Here is a 25,819-nt window from a genome sequence, read left to right as displayed (position 1 = left end):
AGGGGATGCATACACCGCCCGGTTGACCGCGCAACCGCCGATCAGAACCGCTTGCTCAGAACCGCTTGCTCAGGCCGATGCTGACCACCCGTCCGCGCGGATCGGCCACGACCGGGTCATAGCCCAGGGCGAACTGCGCCAGCGGCGGGGCCTTGTCGGCCACATTGACCACCCCGACCGACAGATCCAGGTCAGCGCCGATCGTGCGGCGGTACAGCAGGTCGACCGTCGTCTGGCTGGCGATGCTGGCGTCGGTGATGCCGCTGCGGTCGTTGGCGTATCCGTCGGTATAGTGGACCAGGGCCGTCACCGCGTTCGGCCCGCCGCTCCATCCCAGGGCGAACTCCCCGCGATTGCGCGGCAGGGACCGGCCGATGTTGTTCAGGTTGGTCGAACCGACGCCCGACACCTTGGCGGCCGACGCGTCCAGCCGGATGTCATAGGCGTCCACATAGGTCCAGGTCGCCGAGGCCGTCGCTTCCCCGCCCCACAGGCCGCGCCGATAGCGGGCCGACAGGTCGATCCCCTGCGTCTCGATGGACGAGGCATTGACGAAATACAGCTGCACGAAGGTCAGGGCGCCGCTGGCCGAACGGGTGATGCGGCTCTGCGCCTCCGTGCCGGTCCGCCCCGCCGCCGTATCGGCCGCCGCCTGGTTGATGATGGCCTGGGCCGATTCCTTGACCACCTGATCGGCATAGTCGAACCGCCAGGCGTCCACGCCCAGTTCCAGCCCGTCGATCGGCGTCCAGACTGCGCCCAGGTTCAAGCTCTCGGACTTCTCGGGCTTCAGGTCGGCCCGGCCCGAGGTCAGGGTGTTGACGAAGACGAACGCCCCCCGGTCGAACACCGACGGCTGCGATGCCTGCGCCCCAGACTGGGCATAGACCGACGGCGCCCGGAACCCCTGCCCCCACGACGCGCGCAGGCCCAGGGCATCGGTGACGTCCCACCGGATCGCGGCCTTCGGGCTGAACCGGCCCTCGTTGCCGTCGTAGGATTCGTAGCGCCCGGCCAACTGCGCCTCGATCCGGTCGCCCAGATGGAGGCGGGCTTCGGCGAAGGCGGCCAGGGCTTCCTGATCGCCCTCAAAGTCCGGCGACACGCCAGCCGTCAGCAGATCGCCCCGGTTCACCAGATCGCTCCAGTCGTGAAGGAAGCCGCTGCGGCGATACTGGGCGCCGACGGCGACATCCACCGACCCGCCGGCCCAGGCCAGGGCCTCGCCGCTGGTCGAGGCGTCCGCCGTCGTCAGGGTCGCCGCGCCCCGCAGGCCGGTCGAGCCGATCAGGCTGTCGGTCAGGGCGGCGCTGTTGGCCGATCCGGTCCCCCAATAGGCGCTGCCGAACGGGTTGAAATACTGACAAGCCCCGACGCCGGGCGTTCCCGTCGCCGGGTTGCAGCCCGCCCCGCCCAGGCCGTTCAGCGCATTCTGCAAGGCGCTGCCGATGGTGTCGGGCTTGTCATAGGCGACGTGCTGGCGGCTGCTGGTCGCCGACAGGGTCCAGGTCCAGCCATTGCCGAAGCGCCCATCCAGCCCCGCCGCCAGACGCCAGGTGCGATAGTCGAACTCCGCCTGCGACGCGCCGGCCTCCGCCCCTAGCAGCCGCCCCCGGAACAGCACCGCCTCGCCGAACGGATTGTCAGGATGGGTCGCCGGCACCGTCAGCGACCGCGCCAGGATCGGCAGCGACGGCGACTGGCGCGCGATGGTGTTGGTCGCCGACCACGCCCCTTGCAGCGACAGGGTCATGTCGCCCACAGGCCGACGATAGTCGGCGAACAGCTGCGTGCGCGTCTCCTCCGGGACCAGATCGAAGAAGTCCGAATAGTCCAGCCGGCAGAAGGCGTCCGTGGGCGAGTTCAGATAGGCGCTGCCGAACGCCGGATCGCCGCACGCCGGATCGGGCGAAAAACCGTTGCGGCTGGGTCGGAAATAGGAACCCGGCTGGCCATAGCTGGTCACGGCCGTCCAGGCGGCGCGGCCATAGCGTTCGGCCCGGGTGAAGTTTCGCTCGTCCGACCCCAGGGCCGAACGATGGAAATGCGAGGCCGCCAGCGTCAGCTCGCCGCCCAGCAGTTTCAACCCGCCGAGGGCCTCGATCACGCTCTCTTCCGACCCGTCGGCGACGGCGTATTTGGCGCTGACCTCGGGGCGGTCCACGCCCCGCCGGGTGATGAAGTTGACCACGCCCGCCACCGCGTCCGAGCCATAGACCGCCGAGGCGCCGTCCTTGACCACCTCGACCCGCCGAAGCGCGATCATCGGAACCAGCGAGTTGATATCGACGAAGCCCGAGCCGTCCGTCGCCACCACGGCGCTGTTGGTCCAGCGCTGGCCGTCCACCAGCACCAGGGTCGACCCAAGGCCGAGATTGCGCAGGTTGAACTGGGCTGTGCCCGAACTCTGCGGCTGGTTCAGCTGATCGACCTGGGCCTCCGAGCCCGAGTTGGCCGTGACCAGACGGACCAGCTGAGCGGCATCGGCGATGCCGGCGGCGGCGATGGTTTCGCGGGCCACAGTCTTTACCGGCGCGATCCGCTCGCCGCCCGCGATCCGGGAGCCGGTGACCACCACATCGTCCACACGCGACGGCTCCTGGGCCTGGGCGACCGCAGCCGTCGCCAGCCAGACGATCGTGGCTGTCGTCATCAAGAAGTTGCGCTGCGTCATTCGGATACTCCCCCGCGATTGGCAGCGGGCTTCTATCCAGCGCTTGGTTTTTGCGAAAGCCCAATTTTGCAGTTTTGCAATTTCAGTTGTTGGCGAGACATCGTGCGCCATTGATCCCGCCATGTAACCGGTTACGGTGCGACAAAACATAACGGGTCAGGAAAGCAGGAAGCATGGCGAACGTCCGTCTGGTCGACGTGAAAAAGGCGTTCGGCGCCGTCGAGGTGCTGAAGGGCGTCGATCTGGAGATCGCCGACGGCGAGTTCGTGGTCTTCGTCGGCCCGTCGGGCTGCGGCAAGTCCACCCTGCTGCGCACCATCGCCGGGTTGGAAGAGGCGACGACAGGCCAGGTTCTGATCGGCGACCGCGTGGTCAACGACCTGTCGCCGTCGGACCGGGGCATCGCCATGGTGTTCCAGTCCTATGCGCTCTACCCGCACATGACCGCCTATGAGAACATGGCCTTCGGCCTGAAGCTGGCCAAGACGGACAAGGGCGAGATTGATCGCCGCGTCCGGGCCGCCGCCGAGGCGCTCAGTATCACCGACTATCTGGATCGCAAGCCCAAGGCGATGTCCGGCGGCCAGCGCCAGCGGGTCGCCATCGGCCGCGCTATCGTTCGCGAGCCTGAGGTCTTCCTGTTCGACGAGCCCCTGTCCAACCTGGACGCCGCCCTGCGGGTTCGGATGCGCTACGAGTTCGCGCGGCTGCACGCCGAGCTGAAGACCACCATGATCTACGTCACCCACGACCAGGTCGAGGCCATGACCCTGGCCGACCGGATCGTGGTGCTGAACGCCGGGCGGATCGAACAGGTCGGCGCGCCGATGGACCTTTACGAACACCCTGCCAACCTGTTCGTCGCCGGCTTCATCGGCAGTCCCAAGATGAACCTGCTAAAAGCCGAAATCGTCGAGGCGTCGGCCACCGGCGTGACGGTGAAGACGACGGCCGGCGAAACGATCCGGATCGCAGTGGACGCCGCCTCGGCCAAGCCCGGCGATACCGTGATGCTGGGCGTCCGTCCCGAGCATCTGACCCTCAACGACGACGGCGACGCCCTGAGCGCCGAAGTCATGTTCGTCGAAACCCTGGGCGCCACGACCATGGCGCACCTGAAGCATCCGGCGACGCCAGACACGCTGACGGTTCAGCTGGCAGGCGAACTGCAATCCAAGGCGGGCGAGCGACTGACGCTGCACGTGCCCGCAAAACAGGCCCACCTGTTCGGCGCGGACGGGAAAGCCTTCAAGCGCCTCTGACCCCTTCGCCTCAAGCAAAAAGGCTCAGTTCAGAACAACCCGCCGCGCCCCTGCCGGAATGACCAGTTCATCACTCGACCACGTCGCTGAGCGGCCGTCGATACGAACGCGCTCCGGCCGCCCCTGCCCCGCCGGCCATTGCAGCACGAAGCCGCCCGGCGGCGTCGCGCCGTCGCCCAGGGTCAGCACATGGCCGCGCCGTTCCTTGCGGTAGGCGTAGGTCAGCGGCCCATAGGCCGTGCGCAAATCCCGCACGCCGACCCCCTCGGCGGTGTCCAGCCACGCCTCAGGCACGCCGGCCGCCAGCACCAGGGCGTGATCGCGGTCCCGCTCATAGGCGAACAGATCCAGCGCCGAACGGATATAGTCCGAGCTGATCCAGGCGTGCGGCATGTCGCCGATGAAGCGCGGCTCGCGCTTTTCGCGCCCCACCACCTCGGCCCAGCCGTTCCAGGCCTCGGGCCGGCGGTTGGCCATCAGGAAGTCCAGCACATCCAGCGCCCGGTCCTTCTGACCCAGCCGCACATAGGTGCCGACCAGCCGCCATTCGTAGGGAGTATAGTCCTTCCACGCCGTGCGATTGGTCAGCCGGCTCTGGAAATTTTCCCAATAACGGTCGAAGGTTCGCGCCATCAGTTCGGGCGGAAGATTATCCTGCTCGCCCGACGGCGACAGGGCGATCGTGGTTGAGGTGGCGTCGAAATCGCCCCGGTCGGCGGCGCCGGCGATCCAGTCGATGTCGTGATGCTGGGCCGTCGCGACGATGGAGGCGCGGATGTCGGCGGCGAACTGATCCCGCGCGGCGGCGTAGCGGGCGGCGGCCTCGGCGTCGCCCAGGGTCTGGGCGATGAAGACCGCGTCCTTGTAGCCCAGCAGGCCCCAGAAATCGTCCCAGTAGGAATAGGCCGCCTTATCCGAATAGCCCTCGTGGCTGATCGTCGGCGGCAGCAGGCCGTACAGGTGGCGCTGGTCCGACGTCTGGAAGGCGGCGGTGCGGGTGGAGGCGCGCAGCTCGTCCGTATAGGCGATGGCCTTCTGCACCTGTGGCCAGACCTGGCGCAGCAGGGCCTCGTCGCCGGTGTAGCGATAGGTCTCGGCGGCCAGGAAGACGAACTCGCCGTGGCTGTCGTTCTCGGGCACCGGGTCGGCGCCCCGCGCATCGACGCAGCAAGGGACCTTGCCGTTGTCGAACACATAGGGGGCGTACCAGCGCAGATAGTCGGCCGAGTGCTCGGCCATGCCCAGCCGGTTCAGCCCCTCGGCCATCATGGCCCCGTCGCGGATCCAGGAGCGGTTGTAGCTGCGGGTGCCGGGCTGGAGGATCGGCCCCTGACGCGACATCAGCATATGGGCCAGGGACGACTTCAACGCGTCCTCGATCCGCTGGGCGGCGGGCGGCAGGGTCAGGTCCACCCGGTCCAGCTTCTCGCGCCATTTGACGGCCAGTGCCTGCTCGGCCTGATCCAGCGCGGCGACGCCCTGCCCGGCCTGCGGCGGGTAGCCCGCCAGGGGCGACAGGAAGCCGAAGGTGCGTGTCTCGCCGGGCTGAAGCGTCACCTCGTACAGCAGGGCGCCGGCCGGCAGGTCCGTGGCGTCGGAGACGGCGACCGGCTCGCCCGCGGGCCGTCGCGCTGTTGGTAAAATCAATGATTGAGGATCGGCCCCTGCGTCGAAGCTCGAAGCCGCCACAGCGTCCGGCGCGGTCAGGGCGTGAACCCGGACATCGTCATTCAGCGTCAGGCTCGCGCCGTCCCAGGCGATCCGCTCCACCGGCGCCACGCCGCCCGGAATGGCCAGGAACTGCACCGGCCCGTTCACCTGGAACGGCCGCGCCGTCAGGGCCAGGGTCAGGCTGCGCGGCCGGTTCGAGGTGTTCGTCAGGTCATAGCGACCCCACAGCCGCGCCTGCTCCGGCGCGCCGTCGGCGAAGCTGGTGATCTTCAACGTCCAGTCGTCGGCGGCCCATGTCACCGACGGGATCGGCAGATCGCCGTCCTTCAGCCCCTGTTCGATATTGACGTCGGCCCAGGTGATCAGCCGCCCGTTGTCGACCACAAAGGGCTCGATGCTCGGCCCCGCCCGGCGCAGCTCGATGGCGCCGTCCTCGCCGATCAGGCCGCTTTCGCCGCCGCCGTCGACGCCGACCAGGGTCCAGTAGGGCTGTTCACCGAAAAAGCCGCGCGGATAGAGGCCACGCCGGTTCTCCCTGGCCACGGCCTCGACGAAAGCCGTGGCGTCCTCGCCGAAGGCCAGAGGCTCGACCTCGATCTCGGCCAGCGCGTAGGTCGTCGCCTGCCCTGCCCCCAGCCGCTGGCCCGCGCCGGACGATCCGACCACGTCCGATGCGGGGACCGGCTTCAGCGGCTCCAGCCGCAGCCAGCGGGCGGTCGTCTCGGGCGTGCGCAGCCAGTCGACGCCGCCGTTCCCGCCCGTGACCTTCGCCAACTCGCGCCAGTCCCGTCCGTCCGTCGAGGCGGAAATCCGATAGTCCGCCGCCGCGCTGCGCTCGCCCCAGCGCAGGGTCAAGCCGCCGAACTCGCGTTCGTATCCCAGATCCAGCGTCAGCGCCGAGGCCTCGCCCACCGGCGGAGTCCAGGCGGTCTTCGGGTCCAGATCGACGGCGTTGGCGGCGGTCGTCTGCGTCTGGCCGTCGCCGGCGACCGGATGCGGCGGCACGGCGGGATCGACCGGCAGGGCGCGAAGGCTCAGTTGGTCGATCTCGACCGCCCCCTTGCCGCCCTCGGCCGCGACGACGACGAACTCGACCCGCTCGGCGCGGCGAAGCACTGTCTCGGGGCTGGGGCCCCAGGCCTTGGACACCTGGCGGCGTTTGATGACGAACTTCGTCCAGCCGTCGGGGAAATCATAGCGCGCGGTCTGTTTCCACCAGACGTTCTCGGCCGAGGCGTCGGTCAGCTTGACCTCGAAGGTGTTGGTCGGCCCCGCGCCGCGCACCCAGAAGCTGATCTCGTAATTGTCGGGCAGGTCGAACGGCAGCGGCCGGCTGAGCACCGCATAACCGGCCTTGCCGTCGAAATCGTAGTCGAGCCGGACCGCCCGTCCGTCATGCCCCGCCACGGCGGAGACGGCGGCATGAACGTCGGTCGAGGCGCTGGCCTCCCACCGCGATGCGTCGTCTATGGTGTCGAGAGCGCGCGGATCCTGCGCGATGGCGGGGGCGGCCATCAGGGCGGCGCTGAGAGCGAGGGCAGAGGTCATGTTACGCATTGGATTACTCCAGTTTCCTCTGTTGCCGTCATCCTCGGGCTTGTCCCGAGGATCCATACGCCCGGTGTCGAAGGCGTGCGTCCCGTCCTCGACGGAGTCTATGGATCCTAGGCACAAGGCCTAGGATGACGGCAGTAGAGGGCTACGGGGATCACCCCTTCACGCTGCCCGCGAGCATGCCACGGATGTAGTAGCGTTGCAGGGCGAGGAAGAGGATCAGCACGGGCGCGACCGTGACGACGGCGCCGGCCATCATCAGTTCGATGTCCTGCACATGTTCGCGCGACAGGGCGGCCAGCGCGACCGGCAGGGTATAGTTCGACTGGTCCGTCAGGATGATCAGCGGCCACAGGAAGTCGTTCCAGCTGCCCAGGAAGACGAACAGACCCAGGGTGACGATGATCGGCTGCAGCGTCGGCAGGACCACGCGGCGGAAGATCTGGCCCTCGCTGGCGCCGTCGATCCGGGCCGCCTCAAGCATCTCGTCGGGAATGCTCAGGGCATACTGGCGCACCAGGAACAGGCCGAAGATCGACGCCAGCCAAGGCACCAGGGCGCCGGCGTAGGTGTTTACCAGCCCCATCGACTTCAGCATCAGAAACAGCGGCAGGGTGCCAATCTGGGCCGGCACCACAAGGGCGGCGACCAGGAACTGGAACAGCCGCTCGCGCCCGGCGAACTTCAGCTTGGCGAAGGCGTAGCCGGCCGGAACTGTGAAGCCGAGCGCCAGGACCGTCGCCAGTGTCGCCAGGGCGAAGCTGTTCCACAGATACCGCCCCATGCCTTGGTTCAGGAACAGGTCGCGGTAATGCTCCAGCGTCCAATGCGACGGCAGCAGCGGCGGCGGAAAGACGGCGGCCTCGCCGGTCGCCATGAAGCTGACCGACACCATCCAGACCAGCGGGAACAGCACGACCACGGCGATGAGGCCGACGGCCAGATTAAGCACGATCGCGCGGAGTTTCACTGATACGCCCCCACGCGCTTGGCCACCGCCAACTGGACCAGGGTGATCGCCAGGATGCACAGGAACAGAACGAAGGCGACGGCGCTGGCGGAACCCAGGTTCCACCATTTGAAGCCTTCCTCGTACATGAAGTAGAGCACCGTCACCGTGCTCTGGGCCGGGCCGCCTTGCGTCATCACATAGGGTTCGGCGAACAGCTGGAAGAAGCTGGCGACCGAGATGATCGAAACCAGCAGCATGGTCGGCGCGATGGCCGGCAGGGTCACATGGCGGAACTGCTTCCACGGGCCGGCGCCGTCGATGCGCGCGGCCTCGTACAGATCGTCCGGCACGGTCTGAAGCACTGCCAAGAAGATCAGCATATTGTAGCCGAAGATCTTCCAGACCACGAACATCAGGATCGCCGGAATGGAGGTCGATGGATCGCCAAGCCAGTCCACGGCCGGAAGCCCAACGCTCTCAAGCCCCCAGTTGATGACGCCGTACCTGGTGTGCAGCAGATATCGCCACACCACCGCCGTCGCGACCAGGGTCGTGACATAGGGGGCGAAGAACATCACCCGCCAGATCGGCCGCCACTTCACGACCCGCGCATTCAGGATCACCGCCGCTGCCAGGGACGCGGCGATGGACAGGGGCACGCCGAGGACGGCGAAGGTCAGAGTGTTCTTCATCGCCCCCCAGAACAGCGGATTGGCCATCAGCCGCTCGTAGTTCTGCAAGCCCACGAAACGCAGATTGTCCAGGTTCGCCAAGGCATAGATGTCGAAGTCAGTCAGGCTGAGCAGCAGGGCCGCGATCACCGGAATGGCGAAGAACAGGCCGATGGCGATCACGGCCGGGGCGACGAAAGCCCAGGCCGCCCGCTCACGCGCGCCGCGGCCGCGTGACGGCTTCACTCCCACCAGTGTCGGATCGGCGACGGTCATACGGCCCTGCCCTGTTCCATCATCCAGCGACGCTTTTCCAGCAGGCGGTCGGCTCGGCGGTCAATCTCGGCGGCGGCGGCCTCAGGCGTGTATTCGCCGCGCACCATCCGTTCGGCGACGATCTGCATCTCCGTGACGATCCGCTCCCATTCCGGCACCTTGGGCACGGCCTTGGCGCGCGCCAGTTGCCCCCGGAACGGCGCCAGCATCGGATCACGCTCCACGCCCGCGATGTCCCAGGCGCTCTGACGCGCCGGCAGATCGCCGACGATGGTGTTGAACCGGGCCTGCACCGCCGGCTCGGACAGATAGCGGACCAGGGCCCAGGCCGCGTCCTGGTGCGGAGAGGATTTGAATACCGCGAGGCTGGACCCGCCCGGCGCCGAGGCGCCCAGGCCATTCGGTCCCGGCACGCCCGCCGTAGCCCAGTTCCGCTGGAACGACGCGGGCAGCTTGCTGCGGAAATCGCCCACGCTCCAAGGACCGGAGAAGTAGAAACTGAAATAGCCCCTGGCGAACTCGGTCCAAACGTTTGAAATCTGCGTCGACGACGCCAGCGGCGCCAGGCCTTCCGTGAACAGGCTGCGGTAGAAGGCCAGGGCCGCGACGAAGCCGGGGTTGGAGAAGTTTCCGCGCGTATCCCGATCCCTCAGCAGCGGCTCGTCGATCTGAAGCCCGAAGGTCAGAAGCTGCTCGAACTCGTTCAACGGCAGCAGGATGGCGTAGTTGTCGCCGCCCGCCACACGTTTGATCCCATGCATGGCCCGCTTCCATTCGGCCCAGTCCTCGGGCGGAGTATCGAAGCCGGCCCGCGCCAGCAGATCCTTGCGATAGAACAGCAGCCGCGTGTCGACATACCAGGGCGTGGTCATGGCGCGGCCGGCGATTTCGTTGGTCTCCAGCACCGCCGGAAACTGATCGGTCAACAGGTTCGCGGCTTCGGGCGGGGTCGGCGACAGGGCGCCGATGGCGGTCAGCTCCGCCACCCAGGTATTGCCGATCTGGCTGACGTCCGGCAGCGAGGCCCCGGCATAGGCGGTCAGCAGCTTTTCGTGCGCGGCCGTCCACGGCAGGGGCTGGACCGAGACGCGGACGCCCGGATTGCGGCGCTCGAACTCGGGCATCAACTGGCCCACCGTCCCACCCTCATTGCCCATGGCCCAGAAGCGCAGCACGGTCTCGCCATCACGGCGCGGGGTACAGGCCGCAGCCGCCCCGCCCGCCATCAGGGCCAGCGCGCCACGTCTATCAAGATGGGACCTGGGCGCCGTCAAACTCATCCGTTCATCCAGCCGCCGGTGAAGCCCGCGATGTCGAGCGCGCGGCGGATATTGGGCTCGCCGCGCATATAGCGCCAGACGAACTCGGACCTGTGGTTCTCGGTCATGATGACAATAGGCCCCTGGTCGATGCCCAGATAATCGCCGTCGACCCAACCCACGCCATCCACGATCTTACCGTGCTGCAGCGGCCCATCGCGCACCGTCAGGGTCGGGTTGAAGCTGTCGAGGAAGCCCCACTCGGTATAGATGCCCGCGCCATAGCGCGCCTTCATCGCCTTGACGCAGGGCACGACGATTTCGGGCGCGAAGGCGATGGAGCTGGCCGCCGCCGTCGGCGCGATGGTGCCGTCGTCGCGCTCGCCCGGACCGCGCGCGGAATAGCTGAAGAACTCGCGCTCCTTGCCGTCGATGACCTGTTTGAAGTCGCCCGGTCCGTCGCACGCCGTCAGCCCCCAAACCTCGGACGAATAGCCCGCCCAGCCGCCGGGGTTGTCGTGGGCGTATTTCTGCTGGGCGTAGACGGCGCGGCGGCTGTTTTCGAAATAGTCGAGATATTCGCCCAGTTGAGCAGACTGCCCCCGCATCCAGGCGTCCTGAATGCCGCGGAAGTCGATGAACATGTGGCTGTACTGGTGCCCGAAGATGGGCGCGAAATTCAGGTGCCAGCTGCCCCAGCGATCGGTCCAGCTCTCATCGTAGCTGGCCGCCCATTCGTGCCAGACATTGACCGACACCGGATGCGTCGGGCTGCCGATGGCCAGCAACAGCACCAGCATGCCCTCGTTATAGATGTGCCAGTCGGAGGGAATGAAGCCGCTCTCGGGGTGCCAGCCCATGGTGATGCGGTTGTCGCGGATCACGGCCCACGGCCATTCGATCCGTTCGTAGATAGCCTGAGCCTTCTGACGGATTTCCGCCTCGTCGGCATGACGGCCGTCGAAGTAGCGGGCGGCGAACAACATGCCGCCGATCAACAGCGCCGTATCGACCGTCGACAGTTCGTTGGCCCGGTAACGAAGCCCCGTCTCCATATCCAGGAAGTGGTAGAAGAAGCCCTTGTACCCCGCCGTGCCGCTGGCCTCCGGGCCCTGCGGCAGGTCATGGAAGAAGCGTAGCGTCGTCAGGGTCCGCTCACGCGCCTCGGCCCGGCTCATCCAGCCGCGCTCGACGCCCACCGGCCAGCAGGTCAAGGCGAAGCCGACCGCCGCCACCGAACAGAAGGACGGCGTGGGCCAGCGATCCGGCGTCAGACCGGTCTTGCGATCCGTGACCTTCTCAAACCACCGGAACGTCCGCTCCTGAAGCTCCTCGATCTCCTGATCCAGCCGCATCGGCCGTCTCTGCGTCCCATTGACCGCCCCCGTCGCCGCCGCCTGCTGCGCCGCCGCCATCACCGGAAATCCAACGGCCAGAGCCGCCGCGCCTGTGGTGGTCCGCATCAGGAAGTTTCGACGATTCATGGGCACGCTCACTGGGTCTCAATCGAAAAAGAAAGGCCGCCTCGCGACAAGCACGAGGCGGCCAAGGCTTCAGGGTTTAGAAGGCGTAGCGGGCGCCGATCTGGAACGTCCGCGTCGGGAACAGCACCGAACTCGGACGGCCGAAGTTCGGGTTCGGGTTGGTCGCCGAACCCGTGCCTCCGTCAAAGCCGTTGTAGTTCTTGAAGTTGAACACGTTGATGGCGTCCACATAAACCGACAGCTCACCGGCGCCCGGCACGTCGAAGTTCTTCGTCAGACGGAGATCGAGGTTCCGATAGGCGAAGGCGTTCGGCAGGAAGAACTGTTCCTTCTCCGGATAGGCGCCATAGGGGCGGTAAACGAAGTTGGCGCCGCGTCCGTCGAACACATCGAAGGGCGTGCCGGAACCCAAGGTCAGAATGCCGGACAGCTGGAAATCGAGCGGCAGATCAACGATGCCGTTAGCCACGATGCGATGACGTTCGTCGTTTGCCGACGAACGCATCGGCGAGCTTTCCACCGAGAAGCAGTCGAAGCAGAAGTTGTCATTGCCGCCGTTCTGTTCAGCCTTGGACAGCGTATAGGCGATGTTGACGCCCCAACCGGAGTCCCGCGTGTAGCCCTTATCCAGCTTGACGTAGAGCGCCTTGAACGTCCGCTCCTTGTTGTGATCGGATACCAGATACGAGCGGTAGGGGTTCGCGCCGCCGGGGCCGCAGAAACCGCCGTTGTCGCCGAAACCATTGCCGTCGTTGCCGCGCGTTGGTTCGCGGCAGCGATTCAGATACTGCCAAGTGAACTCGTTTTCGGTCTTGCCGTAGGCGAGGGTGAACTCGGTCTGCCAATCGCCGACCCTCTGACGAATGCCCAGGTTAAACTGATCCGTGCGAGGCGGCTCGAAGTCGTTCTTCAGCAGGAAGGCTTCGCCCTTGGCCGGGATGTTGGCTAAGATGGCGTCAAGTCCAGCCGTGGTTTCGTAGGACGCATTCCACAGGATCGGATCCGACGAACTGCCGTTCGCCACGCCGGCCGCGCGGCCTGTGGTCGAGAAGAAGACGTTTTGCGTGAAGTCAAACGGCTTGGCCAGTTCGTCGAAGGCGAAGTTGAACTGAACACGGTCGTAGTAGCGACCGGCGCCGCCGAACAGAACCGTGCCGCGGTCACCGAACACATCATACGAGAAGCCGATGCGCGGCTGGAACGCGTTCTTGAACGGGTCGCGATTGTCGCCGGTCGAGATGTAGTCGTTGATGTCGAACCAGCTCGGCGCATAGCCGGCAGGCTTGCCGCCGTCGGTCGATGCGATCCACTGGTTCAGTCCTGTGACGACCGAGGCCGGCGTCACATAATTCGTGTTGTCGGCATTGGTCTCGTAATCCCAACGCAGACCCAGGTTCAGTTCAAGCTTGTCCGTGATCTGCCAGTCGTCCTGCGCATACAGGCCGATGACGGTGTTGGTCAGGTCAACCGTGGGGAATTCATTGCCCAGTTGAACACGATAGGGCACGGCGGCATTGCCGCTGGCCGTGCCGTTCAGGTCATAGAAGAACTCGGGATTACGTCCGAACTCCTTGACGACCTCGTAGTCTTGGCGGCTGACCTTGGCGCCCAGCTTGATCGTGTGATTACCGTTGAACTCGATGTCGTTGAACGTCAGATCGTTGCGGATCGTCAGCGCGTTGTCGCTGATGTCCTGACGGCTGCCGGATCCACCAATGTTCAAGATGGAGACGCCGCCGAACGGATCATAGCCGTTTTCGAAGATGCGATAGCTCCGGCCGATCTGGTCGAAGTTCACAGCGGTCGGGTTGTAATTATAATTGCGGTAATCGACTGCCAACTCGTTCAGGAAGCCGTCGCCCTGCCATTGATAACGCAGATTGGCGCTCTTGGTCGTCTGCTGCAGACCGCTTGCGCGTTCGATGGAGTTTGCGCCGCCGACGCCCGTCACATCTGCTTCGTCTCGATAGGTGACGCTCAGATCAAAGAGATGCCCCTCTGCCGGCTGGAAGCTCAGTTTGCCGAAGTAAAGGTCTTCCTCGAACGGCGTGGCGAAGGTGCCGATATATTGACCGAACTGACTGACATAGGCCGGGTTCTGACGGCCTAGCGTCACGGCAGCTGCGCGATTTTCTTGCTTGTGCTCATAGCTGCCGAAGAAGTGCAGCTTGTCTTGAATGATCGGCCCGCCCAGAGCGGCGCCGTATTGCTGAACTTCGAGCGCGGGTTTTTCACGGCCTGCCGCACGCGAAAACTCGTCTTGCTTGATGAAATCTTGGTCCCGATAAGTGCCGAAGATTTCGCCGTGGAACTCGTTGGTGCCGGAGCGCGTCACGGCCGTGATGATGGCTGACGAGGCCTGCTCGTATTCAGCCTTGAAGTTCTGGCTGACAACGCGGAATTCCTGAACGGCCGCCTGCGGGAACGGATTGCCGCGGCTGTCGTCCTGACCGACGATGCCCCCGGCGATGATGTTCGACTTCAGGCTGGCGCCGTCGATGAAGGCGTTGACGGACTCGGCGCGCTGACCGCCTGCTGTGATCTGAACTTCGGACTCATTGGTTCCGACCCGCACGCCCGGCGCCAGAGCCGCGAAGTTCAGGAAGTTGCGGTTGATCTGTGGCAGGGTTTGGATTTGCTGGGTCGTGACGTTGGTGGCGTTTTCGGGTGTGCGCACCTCGACCAGGCGACGCCCGGTCACGACAATATCACCCAGGTTGGCCGCATTGGCGTCAGCCGCGCCCGCCACAGCCAGATCCAGGTTGCCGACCTGACCCACACCGATCGAAACGGTGTCGGTCGCCGTCTCGTTCTCGGCTGTCGTGGCCGTGATCTCATAGGTGCCGGGGCGCAGACCTGACAGGGTGTAGCCGCCCTGCGCGTTCGCCGTGGTGCGGCTGGTGAAGCCCGAGGCGACGTTGCGCGCGACGATGGTGGCGCCGGCCTCGACCGTCGCGCCATCAGTCACATTGCCTCGGATCGTCGAGGTCGCGACCTGCGCCTGTGCGCCGCCGACAACCGCCATGCTGATGGCAAGCGCCGATGCGGCGGCCAAGGCGACCTGACGTGTCGCGGCCTTTCGCGTGTTGAACTGGGTCATCCTGAGCTCTCCCCTCCTGATGGGATCGGTTTTCAGCGACATGGCTGGCCTACCCTTTGTTGAACCTGGCGGGCGATGCCGCCGCGGTGGATTGGCGTTCGACCAAGATCGGCCGAACGATTTCGCAAGCGGTGTCCGTGGCGTCGGCGGTCGCGCCGGCCTGAACCAGGCCGATCAGGCGTTCGACGCCCCTTCGGCCGATTTCCGCAATGTTGACGCGCATGGTGGTCAGCGCGGGCCGCACAAGGGCGGCGATAGGCACATCATCGAAGCCGACGACGGCGATGTCCTCGGGGCAGCGCACGCCGGCCTCCTGGAAGGCCAGAAGCGCGCCGACGGCCATCATATCGTTGGCGGCGAAGACGGCATCGGGCCGCTCCGTCATGGCCAGAAGCTGGGTCGCGGCGCGGTGGCCCGAGGCCTGAGAGAAGTCGCCCTCGACGATGATCGGGTCATGACCGTCCAGCGCCGCCGTGTATCCGGCCGCGCGCGTGTCCGCCTCGACGTTGCCGGCGGCGCCGCGAATGTGGGCGATGCGCCTGCGGCCAGTGGACAACAGGTGCTGGACCGCGCCGACGGCCCCGCCATGGTTGTCGATCATGATGGACGCCCGGCCGGGCTCTGCCGCGCCGCCGTTCATCAGCAGGACCGGCATCCGACCGGCGAATTCAGACGACAGGTTCGCGGCGCCCAGATGCGGCGACAGCACGATCATGCCGTCCACCCGTCCGCGCATCGAACGCACGGCCGCCAGGGTGTCCTCGGCGCCGTCATGCGAACTGGAGACGATCAGATGCTTGCCGTGAGCGCGGGCGGCCAGGTCCATGCCCCGGATCAACTCGGAGAAGAACTCGCCGAACAGGTCGGGCAGGATGACGCCGATCGTGTCGTTCTTGCTGGTCGACAGGCTGCGGGCGCCGAAGTGAGGGACGTAGCGAAGGTCCTCGACCGCATCGAGCACGCGCTGGCGCGTCGCATCCGAGGTCACGCCCAAGCCGTTCAACACACGAGAGACAGAAGCCACGGACACATTGGCGCGTTCAGCCACGTCGCGCATGGTGGCGGCCTTTGCGAAGGGCTGGCCCTCCTGCCGGGCAGACGCAGCGCTAGGCGCGGCCATGTCCAATCGAATTCTCCCTGCTCCCTATCGTCCCGGCCCCTTTTCGAAGATCCGTCGATAGGTGATGTAAGCGGTTACATGACACAGGAGCAATGTCCGCCGCAAGCGCCGTTCAGCCACATTTCAGGCGATTTTCGATCTCGGCTGGAGCCGTCCCGACCGAAGATGGTAGATAGGTCGCTGTTTGGACTGCACTTTTCCTAGGCTCTTTTCGACAGACGGAATAAGGCGCGCGCCTTGGTCGCACCGACTGCCGCCGAACGGGGACGCGTCCGCAGCCTCATACGAAAAGGCCCGCGCCGCCGAAGCTGCGCGGGCCGCAATCACGATGCGAAAGACGAATCTATGCGGGATTAAGGTCATCCAGCTTGCCGCGAAGCATCTGCAGCATGGCGGAGAAGTCGCGGCCGCCGTGCCCGATCCCGTCGAACAGGGCGTAAAGCGCCTCGGCCTGTGCGCCCAACGGCGTCGAGGCGCCGGATTTCGCCGCTGCGTCCTGGGCGAGCTTCAGGTCCTTCAACATCATGGCCGTGGCGAACCCGCCCTGATAGTCGCGGTTGGACGGCGCGGTCGGAACCGGACCAGGCCAGGGATAGTAGCTGGTCACGCTCCAGCACTGACCCGAGGACTTGGACGCGATCTCGAAGAACCGTTCGGGATCCAGACCCAGTTTCTCCGCCAGGGCGATGGCTTCGCACGTGCCCAGCATGGAGATGCCGAGCAGCATGTTGTTGCAGATCTTGGCCGCCTGCCCCGCCCCATGATTGCCGGCGCGGATCGTGATGCGGCTCATGGGCTCCAGCGCCGCCTCGACGCGGGCGAAGTCGCCCTCGTCGCAGCCGACCATGAAGGCCAGCGTGCCCGCATCCGCCGCCGCCGTGCCGCCTGACACAGGCCCGTCTGCAAAGGCGTAGCCGGCCGACTTGGCCAACCCGGCGACCTTGCGCGCGGTTTCGACATCAATGGTCGAACAGTCGAGCAGCAACGCGGTCGACGGCGCGGCGCCGATGATCTGTTCGGAATAGACCTTCAGCACGTGCGGCCCGGCCGGCAGCATGGTGATGACCACCTCGGCGTTCTTGACCGCCTCGGCGACCGATCCGGCCGCGACGCAACCGGCCGCCACCGCCCGCTCCAGCGCCTGCGCCGACAGATCGAAGGCGGCGACCGCATGGCCCGCCTTGGCCTGGTTCGCGGCCATGCCGCCGCCCATATTGCCCAGGCCGATGAAGGCGATCTTGGTCATGGTCTCTCTCCCTTTTTGTCGTCCGCTCATCCCCGCGAAAGCGGGGACGTGGTCAGGCCAGCGGCGTCCATTTTTCATTGTCCGGCAACGGCGCGAACAGCGCATTCAGCGTCTCGTCGGTAACGCCCGACAGGTCCGCCGGTGACCATTTCGGCGCATTATCCTTGTCCACAATTACGGCCCGCACGCCTTCCTGGAAGTCGTGGGTGCGCACGACGCGGCCGCCCAGGGCGTATTCCATCGCCATATTGTCGGCGAAGCTGTTCAGCGTTGCGCCCGTGCGGATCTGGCGCAGCGAGACCTTGAGCGACTGTGGCGACTTGGTTCTCAGCGTTTCCAGCTGCTGCAGCGTCCAGTCCGAGCCGTCCGCCTCAAGCGCCCGGAAAATTTCCTCAACCGTGTCGAAGGCGAACAGCCGGTCGATGGCCTCGCGGTGGGCCGACAGCGGTGCAGGCCCCGCGTCCCCGGCGTGGCGCGCCACGACCGACGACGGATCTGCGGCCTCACCCATCAGATCGGCCTTCAACGCCTCGACGCGATCTGCGGGCACAAAGTGCGTGTGGATGCCGAGCGCCACCGTATCCGTCGCCTTCAGCCGCGCGCCTGTCAGCGCCAGCCAGACGCCGGTCTGGCCCGGCAGGCGCGGCAGGAACCAGCCACCGCCCACGTCTGGGAATAGGCCGATCCCTGTCTCGGGCATGGCGTAGGTGGTGCGCTCGGTCGCCACACGAATGTCGGCCGGCTCGGAAATGCCGACCCCGCCGCCCATGACGATGCCGTCCACGATGGCGATGATCGGCTTGGGATAGTCGAACATCAGATGGTTCAGCCGGTACTCGGCCAAGAAGAAGGCCTTGGCCTCCGACGCATCGCCCGCACCACTTTCGGCGATCATGCGAATGTCGCCGCCCGCGCAAAAACCCCGCTCGCCGGCGTGGTCTATAAGTATGGCGGAGACGGAGGGATTCGAACGCCAGGCCAGCAGCGCCTCGGTCATCGCCTCGCACATCGCCCGGTTCAGCGCATGGATCGCCTTGGGCCGGTTCAGGGTGATCCGACCGACGCCGTTTTCGATCCGGGTGACGACTTCGTCTTCGCTCACTTGGTCATCTCACGCGCGATGATCACCCGCATGATCTCGTTGGTGCCTTCCAGAATGCGGTGGACCCGCAGGTCGCGCACGATCCGTTCCAGCGGATAGTCCTTCAGGTAACCATAGCCGCCGTGCAGTTGCAGGGCCTCGTCGGCGATCTGGAAACAGGCGTCGGTGGCCAGGCGCTTGGCCATGGCGCACCACTTCGTCTTTTCCGGATGGTCGGTGTCGATGGCCCAGGCGCCACGCAGCACCATCAGACGCGCCGCCTCCAGGTCCGTGGCCATGTCCGCCAGCCGGAACTGCAGCGCCTGGAACTCGCCGATCGGTCGGCCGAACTGTTTGCGGGTGGCGACGTACTCCTGCGCCGTCTCCAGCGCCAGCCGCGCCCCGCCCAGCGAACAGGCGGCGATGTTCAGCCGTCCGCCGTCCAGACCGGCCATGGCGTAGCGGAAGCCCGCCCCCTCTTCACCCAGAAGATTGGCGACCGGCACGCGGCAGTCGTCGAACTGGACGATGGCGGTCGGCTGGGCGTTCCAGCCCATCTTCTTTTCCTGCGCGCCGAACGACAGGCCGGGGGTGCCGGCCTCGACCACGATCGCGGACACCCCCTTCGCGCCCTCCCCGCCCGTGCGGACCATGACGACATAGAGGTCGCTGGTCCCCGCGCCCGAGATGAAAGCCTTGGACCCGTTCAGCACATAGTGGTCGCCGTCGCGCACGGCCGTGGTCCGCAGCGCCGCCGCATCCGATCCCGAGCCCGGCTCGGTCAGACAATAGGAGGCGATCTTCTCCATCCCGACCAGCGAGGGCACGAACCGGCCGCGCAGATCGTCCGACCCGAAGCGATCGATCATCCACGTCGCCATGTTGTGGATCGAGATGAAGGCCGCCGTCGCCACGTCGCCGCGCGACAGCTCCTCGAAGATCACCGCCGCCTCGACCCGGCCCAGGGCCATGCCGCCGTGCTCCTCAGCCGTATAGATGCCGCAGAAGCCCATCTCGGCCGCCTGCTTCATCACCTCGACGGGGAAATGCTTGTCCTCGTCCCAGCGGGCCGAATGGGGCGCCAGCTCGGCCTCGGCGAAGGCGCGGGCGGCGTCCTGAATGGCGCGCTGATCGTCGTTGAGAGCGAAATCCATGACGGCCTCAGCGCATCGTCGGGATGACGAACGAGCTGTCCGAATGTTCCAGCGCCGAGTCCGGCCAGCGGGCCGTCACGGTCTTGGTCTTGGTCCAGAAGCGGACGCCCTCCATGCCGTGCTGGTTGATGTCGCCAAAGGCCGAACGCTTCCAGCCGCCGAAGGTGTGATAGGCGACCGGCACCGGGATCGGCACATTGATCCCGACCATTCCGACGTTGACGCGGGCGGCGAAGTCGCGGGCCGCGCGGCCATTCTGGGTGAAGATGGCGACGCCGTTGCCGTATTGGTGCTCCGACGGCAGGGCCAGCGCCTCCTCGAACGTCTCGGCGCGAACGATCTGCAGGACCGGACCGAAGATTTCCTCCTGATAGGACGACATCTCGGGCTTCACATGGTCGAACAACGACGGGCCGATGAAATAGCCCTTCTCGTGGCCCTGCAGGCTGAAGTCGCGGCCGTCGACGACCAGTTCGGCGCCTTCCTGCACGCCCTTTTCGATCCAGCCCGCAACACGCTCGCGATGCTGAGCCGTGACGACCGGGCCATAGTGGGCGCCCGCATCGGTCGAGACGCCGACGCGCATCGAGGGGATCTCGGCGACCATCCGTTCGCGCAGTTCGTCCGCCGTCTTCTTGCCGACCGGCACCACGACCGGCAGCGCCATGCAGCGTTCGCCCGCCGAGCCATAGGCCGCGCCGGACAGATCCTTGATCACCTGGTCCATGTCCGCGTCGGGCAGGACGATGCCGTGGTTCTTGGCGCCGCCCATGGCCTGGACGCGCTTATGGTTCGCGGCGCCGGTCTGATACACATAGTGGGCGATGTCGGACGAACCGACGAAGCTGACGGCATGGACCAGCGGATGGGTCAGGATGGCGTCGACCGACGTCTTGTCGCCGTGCACCACGTTCAGCACGCCGTTCGGCGCTCCGGCTTCCAGCATCAGTTCGGCCAGACGCACCGGCACCGACGGATCGCGCTCGGACGGCTTCAGCACGAAGGTGTTGCCCACCGCGATGGCCACGCCGAACATCCACATGGGGATCATGGCCGGGAAGTTGAACGGGGTGATGCCCGCCACCACGCCCAGCGGCTGACGCATCGAATAGACGTCGATGCCGGGGCCGGCGCCTTGAGTGTATTCGCCCTTCAACGCGTGCGGGATGCCGCAGGCGAACTCGATCACTTCCAGGCCGCGCTGAATGTCGCCCTTGGAGTCGGCGATGACCTTGCCGTGCTCGCTGGACAGCAGTTCGGCCAGTTCGTCCATCCGCGCCTCGACCAGGCGTTTGAAGTCGAACATCACGCGGGCGCGGCGCTGGGGATTGGTCGAAGCCCAACCGTCAAAGGCGTTCTGCGCCGCCTGGACCGCGCGATCGACCTCGCCCGTCGTCGCCAGCTGGACGCGAGCCTGCACATCCCCGGTGTTGGGATTGAACACGTCGCTGAAGCGTCCGGACGCGCCGTCGAAAGCCGCACCGTCGATGAAGTGGCGAATGTCGCGCATGGCCTGGGTGTTCCTGTTGGTTCTTTTGTTGCGGCTATGGCTATCACCCCTGCGCGCGGGTCGATAATGCAAAGTTGCAGGCAACAGTCTGCGTTTTTGCAGGATAGCTAGACGACCATGTATGATTGGGACGATCTGCGCATCTTCATCGCGGCCGCGCGCGCGGGCTCGTTAGGCGGTGCGGCGCAGCGGTTGGGCGTCGATGCCGCCACGGTCGGGCGCCGGGTCGCCCGATTGGAAAGCGCGCTGAAATCCACCCTGGTCGTCCGCTCCACCACCGGGCTTCAGTTGACCGCCGCTGGCGCGCAGCTGCTCGATATCGGTCTGGAGGCCGAAAGCGCGATGGAGGCCGCTGGCCGCGTGACCCAGCCCGACGCGCCCGCCGGCGTCGTGCGCGTCAGTGCCTCCGAGGGGTTTGGCGTCACCTTGATGGCCCCCGCCCTGCCCGCGCTGCGCCTGACGCATCCGGGTCTGAGGATCGAACTGGCGGCCACCTCCGGCTTCCTGTCGCCCACGCGCCGAGAGGTCGACATGGCGATCACCTTGGCCGCGCCACATGCCGCACGCCTGATCGTCGAGCCGCTGACGCCGTATCAGCTGGCCCTCTACGCCTCGCCCGATCACCTGCACCGCAACGGCGTTCCGAACACCGTCGAAGACCTGAGCCGCTTCGACATCGTCGGCTATATCGACGATCTGATCTATGCGCCCGAGTTGCGCTATCTGGACGAGGTCCAGCCGGGTCTCGCGCCCCACGTCGCCTCGTCTTCGATCCGGGCGCAGCGGGAGATCATCGCCGCCGGGGGCGGCGTCGGCGTCCTGCCGTGCTTCCTGGCCGAGGGTCTGGTGCGCGTGCTGCCGTCGATCCTGATCGAGCGCCGCTTCTGGCTGGCCACCCATCGTGATGTCCATGACACCTCGCGTCTGCGCACCGTCCGTTCGTGGCTGAAGACCCTGTGCCATGAACAACAGTCAAGCTTGAGGCCATTCTGACTTCGGCAGAGAAATCGAAGTGTGGTGCGCCGCACACACCTGCGCGTTTTTGAAAGTTCGGGGAACGGAGGTCTCGTTCAAATCTTAATAGAGGACGAACGAGGCCTGCCATGACACTGACCTTCAGCCTGACATTGATGACGGCCCTGCTGGGCGCCCCGACCGGACCGCTGCTCAAGGACGCGGCCCTGTACAGCGCGCCTCAACCCGCCATCGAACGCGCCGTCGCGCCCAAGGCCGAGAGCACGGACCGCTTCAGCGTGCGCCTACGTTGCACTGCCTTGGCTTCGGGTCACGTTACCGACTGCGTCGTGCTGGAAGAAACCCGTCCGGGCATGGGGTTTGGCGAAGCCGCCTTGGCCCTGATGAACGGCGCCGAAGTCACCCCCATCATGGACCGCGGCCGTGCGGTCGATGCCCCCTTCGAACGCACCATCGACTTCACGCCGTAGGCCACAGCTCAGCCTCATATGAAAAGTCCCCGGTTGCTCGCAGCCGGGGACTTTTCGTATTCGACCATGTCTAGGGACAATAGCGATTTCCCTCGCCCTTGGCGGACGAGGGAAACGCCAGCTTATCGCGCAGGCGCGATGCGCCACACCGTATTGGACAGATCGTCGGCGACGAATAGCACACGCCTGGTGCCATCGAACGCGACGCCGACGGGACGGCCGCGCGCCTTGCCGTCCTTCAGGAAGCCGGTGGCGAAGTCGACGGGTTGTCCCGCCGGGCGGCCAGCATTGAACGGCACCCATACGACCTTGTAACCGGACGGATCCTGGCGGTTCCAACTGCCGTGCATGCCTATGAAGGCGCCGTTGGCGAACGACCCGCCAAAACCGCCATTTCGGGCGAAGTCCAGCCCGAGGGCGGCGACGTGTGATCCCAGAGCGTAATCCGGCCGGATGGCCTTGGCGACCATCTCGGGATTTTGCGGCATCACGCGTGGATCGCGGTTCTGGCCCCAGTAGCTGTAGGGCCAGCCGTAGAAGGCCCCATCGCGCACCTGGGTCAGATAATCCGGGACCAGTTGCGGCCCCAGTTCGTCGCGCTCGTTGACCACAGACCACAGCAGATTAGTGGTCGGCTCGATGGCAAGGGCCGTTGGATTGCGAATGCCGGTGGCGATCGTGCGCCGTGCGCCGGTCGCCCGGTCGATTTCCCACACCGTGGCGCGCTCTTCTTCGACCGCCATGCCGCGCTCGCCGATATTCGAGTTCGAGCCGGTGCCGACATACAGCTTCGACCCGTCCGTGCTAGCGGTCAGGGACTTGGTCCAGTGGTGGTTGATGCGCGAGGGCAGCTCCGTCACCCGCTCAGCGGGCGTGGCGATGCCGGTCTGGCCGGGCTGGAAGGCGAAGCGAACCAGCGCCCCCTGTTCGGCGACATAAAGATAGCCGTTGACATAGGCCAAGCCGTAGGGCGCATCGAGGTTGTCCACCAGAACGGTCCGCAGTTCGGGAGTGCCGTCGTTGTTCGCGTCGCGCACCAGGGTGATGCGGTTGCCGCCTTTGATCTTGGTGTTGCCCTGCTTCTTGATGACGCCGGCGATCACATCCTTGGGCCGCATGGCGGGCGCATGGCCGCCGCGCCCTTCGGCGATCAGGACGTCGCCGTTGGGCAGGACCAGCATCTGACGGGGAATCTTGAGATCCTTAGCGAAGGCGCTGATCGTAAAGCCTTGCGGCACCGTCGGCGTCTCGCCGTTCCAGCCTGCCGGCGGGCTGATCTTCATCGGCGGCACCAACGTCTCGTTGACCCTGGGCAGGTCGGGCGCCGCGCCGGTCTGGTTCAGTTTCGGATCGCTGGCGTTGCCGCACGATGCGACGGTCAGGGCCATGGCCAGGGTGGCGACGCTGGCGGCGAGCAGGTTCTTGTTCATCGGACGCTCTCCCGCGCGGCATAGGCGGTCCAGCCGGCGACCAGGACCAGAATTGTGCAGAGGATCGACAGGATCAGACCGAAGGCTCCGACGGAGCTCCAGGCGTCCTGGCTATGTTTGAAGGCGTTCACCAGACCCAGCACCCAGGCCAGCGCAAGCGCGACCAGATGCACCGTCACCCGCCGAGACCGTCCGTGGCGCAGACCGATGACGAAATCAAAGATCGAAAACAGGCCAGCGACACCGCCAAACACCAGCGCTCCGGCGATCAGCCAGGCCGAGAAGTTCGTCCACTGGACCTCGGCCGTCTTCAGATAGGCGATGTCGGTGAACAGGGCGAAGGTGAACAGCGCGATCGGAAACGCCAGCAATAGCCAATGCAACGGTCGAACGACCGCATCCTTCAGTCCATGGGTGCTCATGCCAGCCCTCTCCGTAAAGTCTGGCTTGGCTAACCGTCTGAACGGGAAATGGTTCACCGGCTTTCGCCGCGCTGATCTCATGGCGCCGGAACTGGGAGCGCGTCCTCGCCCTCAGTGGCTTGCTAACAACCGGCGCGGACGCGCCCCCAGACCACATCGACAATGCTGATCAGCGTCCCGGATTCAGCCGACCCGATTGGACCAATCGGCGTAAAGGTCCAGCGCCTTCTGCGGCGATGAGATCCACCAGGAATAGCCATTACGCCGTCCGACGGAGATTTCATTGACGTCGTCGTGGATAGTCTGATCCTTGTCGCCGAAGATCGGACGCCCGGTCACCAGATCGTAGTTGCGAGACCAGATCGGACCCGCACCGGCCTTGTCGATCAGCTTGCGTCCGTCGTCGGTCATTTCGAAGGACTTGTCATAGACACGCGCCGTCTGAAGCCACCCGGCGGCGCCGCGAACAGCGGCCTTGATCTCCGGCGACGGGTTCTCCTCGCCCATCAGGAAGATCAGGATATCGGTTGTTTCGCCGCTTGCGATGGATCGCGGCTCGTAGTTCCGAGCGCTGGTCGGCACCAGCCGCATGGGCTCAACCTGCTGTGGCCAGCCAAGCAGTCGATCCCCTTGACGCACCTGTGCCGCGAGGATCACGTCGATCGCCTTCCGGGTCGCCTCGGCCGCCCGTGTCTCCAGCTCAGCCGGCACGAAATCGAAGCCCTCAGCGCCATGCGCGACATCACGAAGCAGCATGGCCGCGTTCGCCACCGCATTGTCATTGAAGGTGATTGAGTCGTGGAAGCCGCCTTCGAGCGGCCAGATCTGCGGCCAGCCGCCATTGGGATACTGCGCGTTCAGCAGATACCGCACGCCTCGGATCACGCTGGCGCGCCAGTTGTCGCCGTCGCGTCCGGGCGCATGGGCGGCGACCTTGGCCAGGAAACGCATTTCCGACCACGTCGCCTCGTTGTCCAACGTGCCAACGAAGGTCCAGAAGCGATCCGCCGGCGCATCGAAGTTCGCCGGGTTTTGCTCCATGGTTTCGGCATCGTTGGAGAACCGCTGACCCGGCAGGCGCGCAATGCTGCGATCCTGGTTTTTGCTCCATCCGCCGGCGGGCGTCTGGAAACTGACGATCGCATCCGCGACGGCCCGGGCGTCGGCCGTGGCGTACCAGTCGGCAGGCCGGTCCAGCGGCATGTTGTAGTGGGCGGGTCCGACGGCCTTGGGCGGCGGCGGCGGGGCAGCGCCGGCGCGAAGCTCGGCCGCGAGCGCGGCGCGGTCGGCCTGATGCTGGGCTTGAGAGCGTGCCAGATACTCGGCCCACGGACCGCGCTCTGCGTCGGGCAAGGCGCCGATCCTGTCGCTGGTCAGACCCACCGCCGGCGTGTTCAGCCGCAGGACTTCAGCCTGGGCGACGCCGGCAACACCCCCCACAAGCGCGACCGCGCCAAATGCCAGGATAGAACAGGCGGACAGGATTTTCATCGCGCTAACTCCCACAA

18 protein-coding genes are annotated in these 25,819 nt (G+C 66.0%); 3 read left to right on the top strand and 15 right to left on the bottom strand.

All coding sequences use genetic code 11. The features are described from left to right. Positions 1-55 precede the first annotated feature (55 nt). On the bottom strand, positions 56-2,674 hold the full coding sequence (locus HNP47_RS01250) for a TonB-dependent receptor domain-containing protein (protein WP_184277746.1): 2,619 nt from the start codon (positions 2,672-2,674) through the stop codon (positions 56-58). Positions 2,675-2,847: 173 nt separating this feature from the next. On the opposite strand from HNP47_RS01250, the gene HNP47_RS01245 reads away from it, so the two are divergent. After that, positions 2,848-3,936: an ABC transporter ATP-binding protein gene (locus HNP47_RS01245; protein ID WP_184277744.1), complete on the top strand. Its 1,089-nt coding sequence runs from the start codon at positions 2,848-2,850 to the stop codon at positions 3,934-3,936. 24 nt (positions 3,937-3,960) lie between these two features. Here the strand turns inward: HNP47_RS01245 and HNP47_RS01240 are convergent, their stop codons facing one another. The 11 genes from HNP47_RS01240 to HNP47_RS01190 all read right to left on the bottom strand — a co-directional run bounded on the left by HNP47_RS01240 (position 3,961) and on the right by HNP47_RS01190 (position 21,014). Then, positions 3,961-7,164 carry a discoidin domain-containing protein gene (locus tag HNP47_RS01240; protein ID WP_184277742.1) on the bottom strand — a complete coding sequence of 1,068 codons (3,204 nt, stop codon included), beginning with the start codon at positions 7,162-7,164 and terminating at the stop codon, positions 3,961-3,963. Positions 7,165-7,315: 151 nt separating this feature from the next. After that, positions 7,316-8,131, bottom strand: a complete 816-nt coding sequence (locus HNP47_RS01235; protein WP_184277740.1) for a carbohydrate ABC transporter permease — start codon at positions 8,129-8,131, stop codon at positions 7,316-7,318. Further along, complete coding sequence (locus tag HNP47_RS01230) at positions 8,128-9,060, bottom strand: carbohydrate ABC transporter permease (RefSeq protein WP_184277738.1); 933 nt, start codon at positions 9,058-9,060, stop codon at positions 8,128-8,130. The genes HNP47_RS01235 and HNP47_RS01230 overlap by 4 nt, the downstream gene beginning before the upstream one ends. Then, on the bottom strand, positions 9,057-10,340 hold the full coding sequence (locus tag HNP47_RS01225; protein WP_221414883.1) for a sugar ABC transporter substrate-binding protein: 1,284 nt from the start codon (positions 10,338-10,340) through the stop codon (positions 9,057-9,059). Before HNP47_RS01225 ends, HNP47_RS01230 begins: the two co-directional genes overlap by 4 nt. After that, complete coding sequence (locus HNP47_RS01220; protein WP_184277736.1) at positions 10,337-11,803, bottom strand: glucoamylase family protein; 1,467 nt, start codon at positions 11,801-11,803, stop codon at positions 10,337-10,339. The genes HNP47_RS01225 and HNP47_RS01220 overlap by 4 nt, the downstream gene beginning before the upstream one ends. A gap of 76 nt (positions 11,804-11,879) precedes the next feature. Further along, positions 11,880-14,903: a TonB-dependent receptor domain-containing protein gene (locus tag HNP47_RS01215; RefSeq protein ID WP_184277734.1), complete on the bottom strand. Its 3,024-nt coding sequence runs from the start codon at positions 14,901-14,903 to the stop codon at positions 11,880-11,882. Between the two features lie 49 nt (positions 14,904-14,952). Beyond that, positions 14,953-16,023 carry a LacI family DNA-binding transcriptional regulator gene (locus tag HNP47_RS01210; RefSeq protein ID WP_221414882.1) on the bottom strand — a complete coding sequence of 357 codons (1,071 nt, stop codon included), beginning with the start codon at positions 16,021-16,023 and terminating at the stop codon, positions 14,953-14,955. 343 nt (positions 16,024-16,366) lie between these two features. Further along, on the bottom strand, positions 16,367-17,269 hold the full coding sequence (gene mmsB, locus HNP47_RS01205; RefSeq protein ID WP_184277727.1) for a 3-hydroxyisobutyrate dehydrogenase: 903 nt from the start codon (positions 17,267-17,269) through the stop codon (positions 16,367-16,369). A gap of 52 nt (positions 17,270-17,321) precedes the next feature. Beyond that, positions 17,322-18,371, bottom strand: coding sequence for an enoyl-CoA hydratase/isomerase family protein (locus HNP47_RS01200; RefSeq protein WP_184277725.1), 1,050 nt, complete (start codon positions 18,369-18,371; stop codon positions 17,322-17,324). Next, positions 18,368-19,504, bottom strand: coding sequence for an isobutyryl-CoA dehydrogenase (locus HNP47_RS01195; RefSeq protein ID WP_184277723.1), 1,137 nt, complete (start codon positions 19,502-19,504; stop codon positions 18,368-18,370). The genes HNP47_RS01200 and HNP47_RS01195 overlap by 4 nt, the downstream gene beginning before the upstream one ends. A gap of 7 nt (positions 19,505-19,511) precedes the next feature. Continuing rightward, a complete protein-coding gene (locus HNP47_RS01190) occupies positions 19,512-21,014 on the bottom strand; it encodes a CoA-acylating methylmalonate-semialdehyde dehydrogenase (protein WP_184277721.1) in 1,503 nt (500 codons plus the stop codon). 117 nt (positions 21,015-21,131) lie between these two features. Between HNP47_RS01190 and HNP47_RS01185 the strand changes: the two genes are divergently transcribed. Both HNP47_RS01185 and HNP47_RS01180 read left to right on the top strand, forming a co-directional pair. After that, positions 21,132-22,007, top strand: a complete 876-nt coding sequence (locus HNP47_RS01185; protein ID WP_184277719.1) for a LysR family transcriptional regulator — start codon at positions 21,132-21,134, stop codon at positions 22,005-22,007. A 110-nt stretch (positions 22,008-22,117) separates the two neighbouring features. Next, on the top strand, positions 22,118-22,459 hold the full coding sequence (locus HNP47_RS01180; protein ID WP_184277717.1) for a TonB family protein: 342 nt from the start codon (positions 22,118-22,120) through the stop codon (positions 22,457-22,459). Between the two features lie 122 nt (positions 22,460-22,581). Here the strand turns inward: HNP47_RS01180 and HNP47_RS01175 are convergent, their stop codons facing one another. The 3 genes from HNP47_RS01175 to pelA form a co-directional block, all read right to left on the bottom strand. Then, positions 22,582-23,889, bottom strand: a complete 1,308-nt coding sequence (locus tag HNP47_RS01175; RefSeq protein ID WP_184277715.1) for a sorbosone dehydrogenase family protein — start codon at positions 23,887-23,889, stop codon at positions 22,582-22,584. Beyond that, entirely contained in the window at positions 23,886-24,311 is a 426-nt protein-coding gene (locus HNP47_RS01170; protein WP_184277713.1) for a DUF2231 domain-containing protein, read from the bottom strand. The genes HNP47_RS01175 and HNP47_RS01170 overlap by 4 nt, the downstream gene beginning before the upstream one ends. A 183-nt stretch (positions 24,312-24,494) precedes the next feature. Beyond that, a complete protein-coding gene (gene pelA / locus HNP47_RS01165) occupies positions 24,495-25,802 on the bottom strand; it encodes a pectate lyase (protein ID WP_184277711.1) in 1,308 nt (435 codons plus the stop codon). Between the last annotated feature and the right edge of the window lie 17 nt (positions 25,803-25,819).

Origin of the sequence: Brevundimonas vesicularis (genome assembly GCF_014204545.1) — a bacterium.
GTDB lineage: Bacteria > Pseudomonadota > Alphaproteobacteria > Caulobacterales > Caulobacteraceae > Brevundimonas > Brevundimonas vesicularis_B.
Note: the sequence above shows the minus strand (reverse complement) of the source record. Positions and strands in the feature narration are given on the sequence as shown.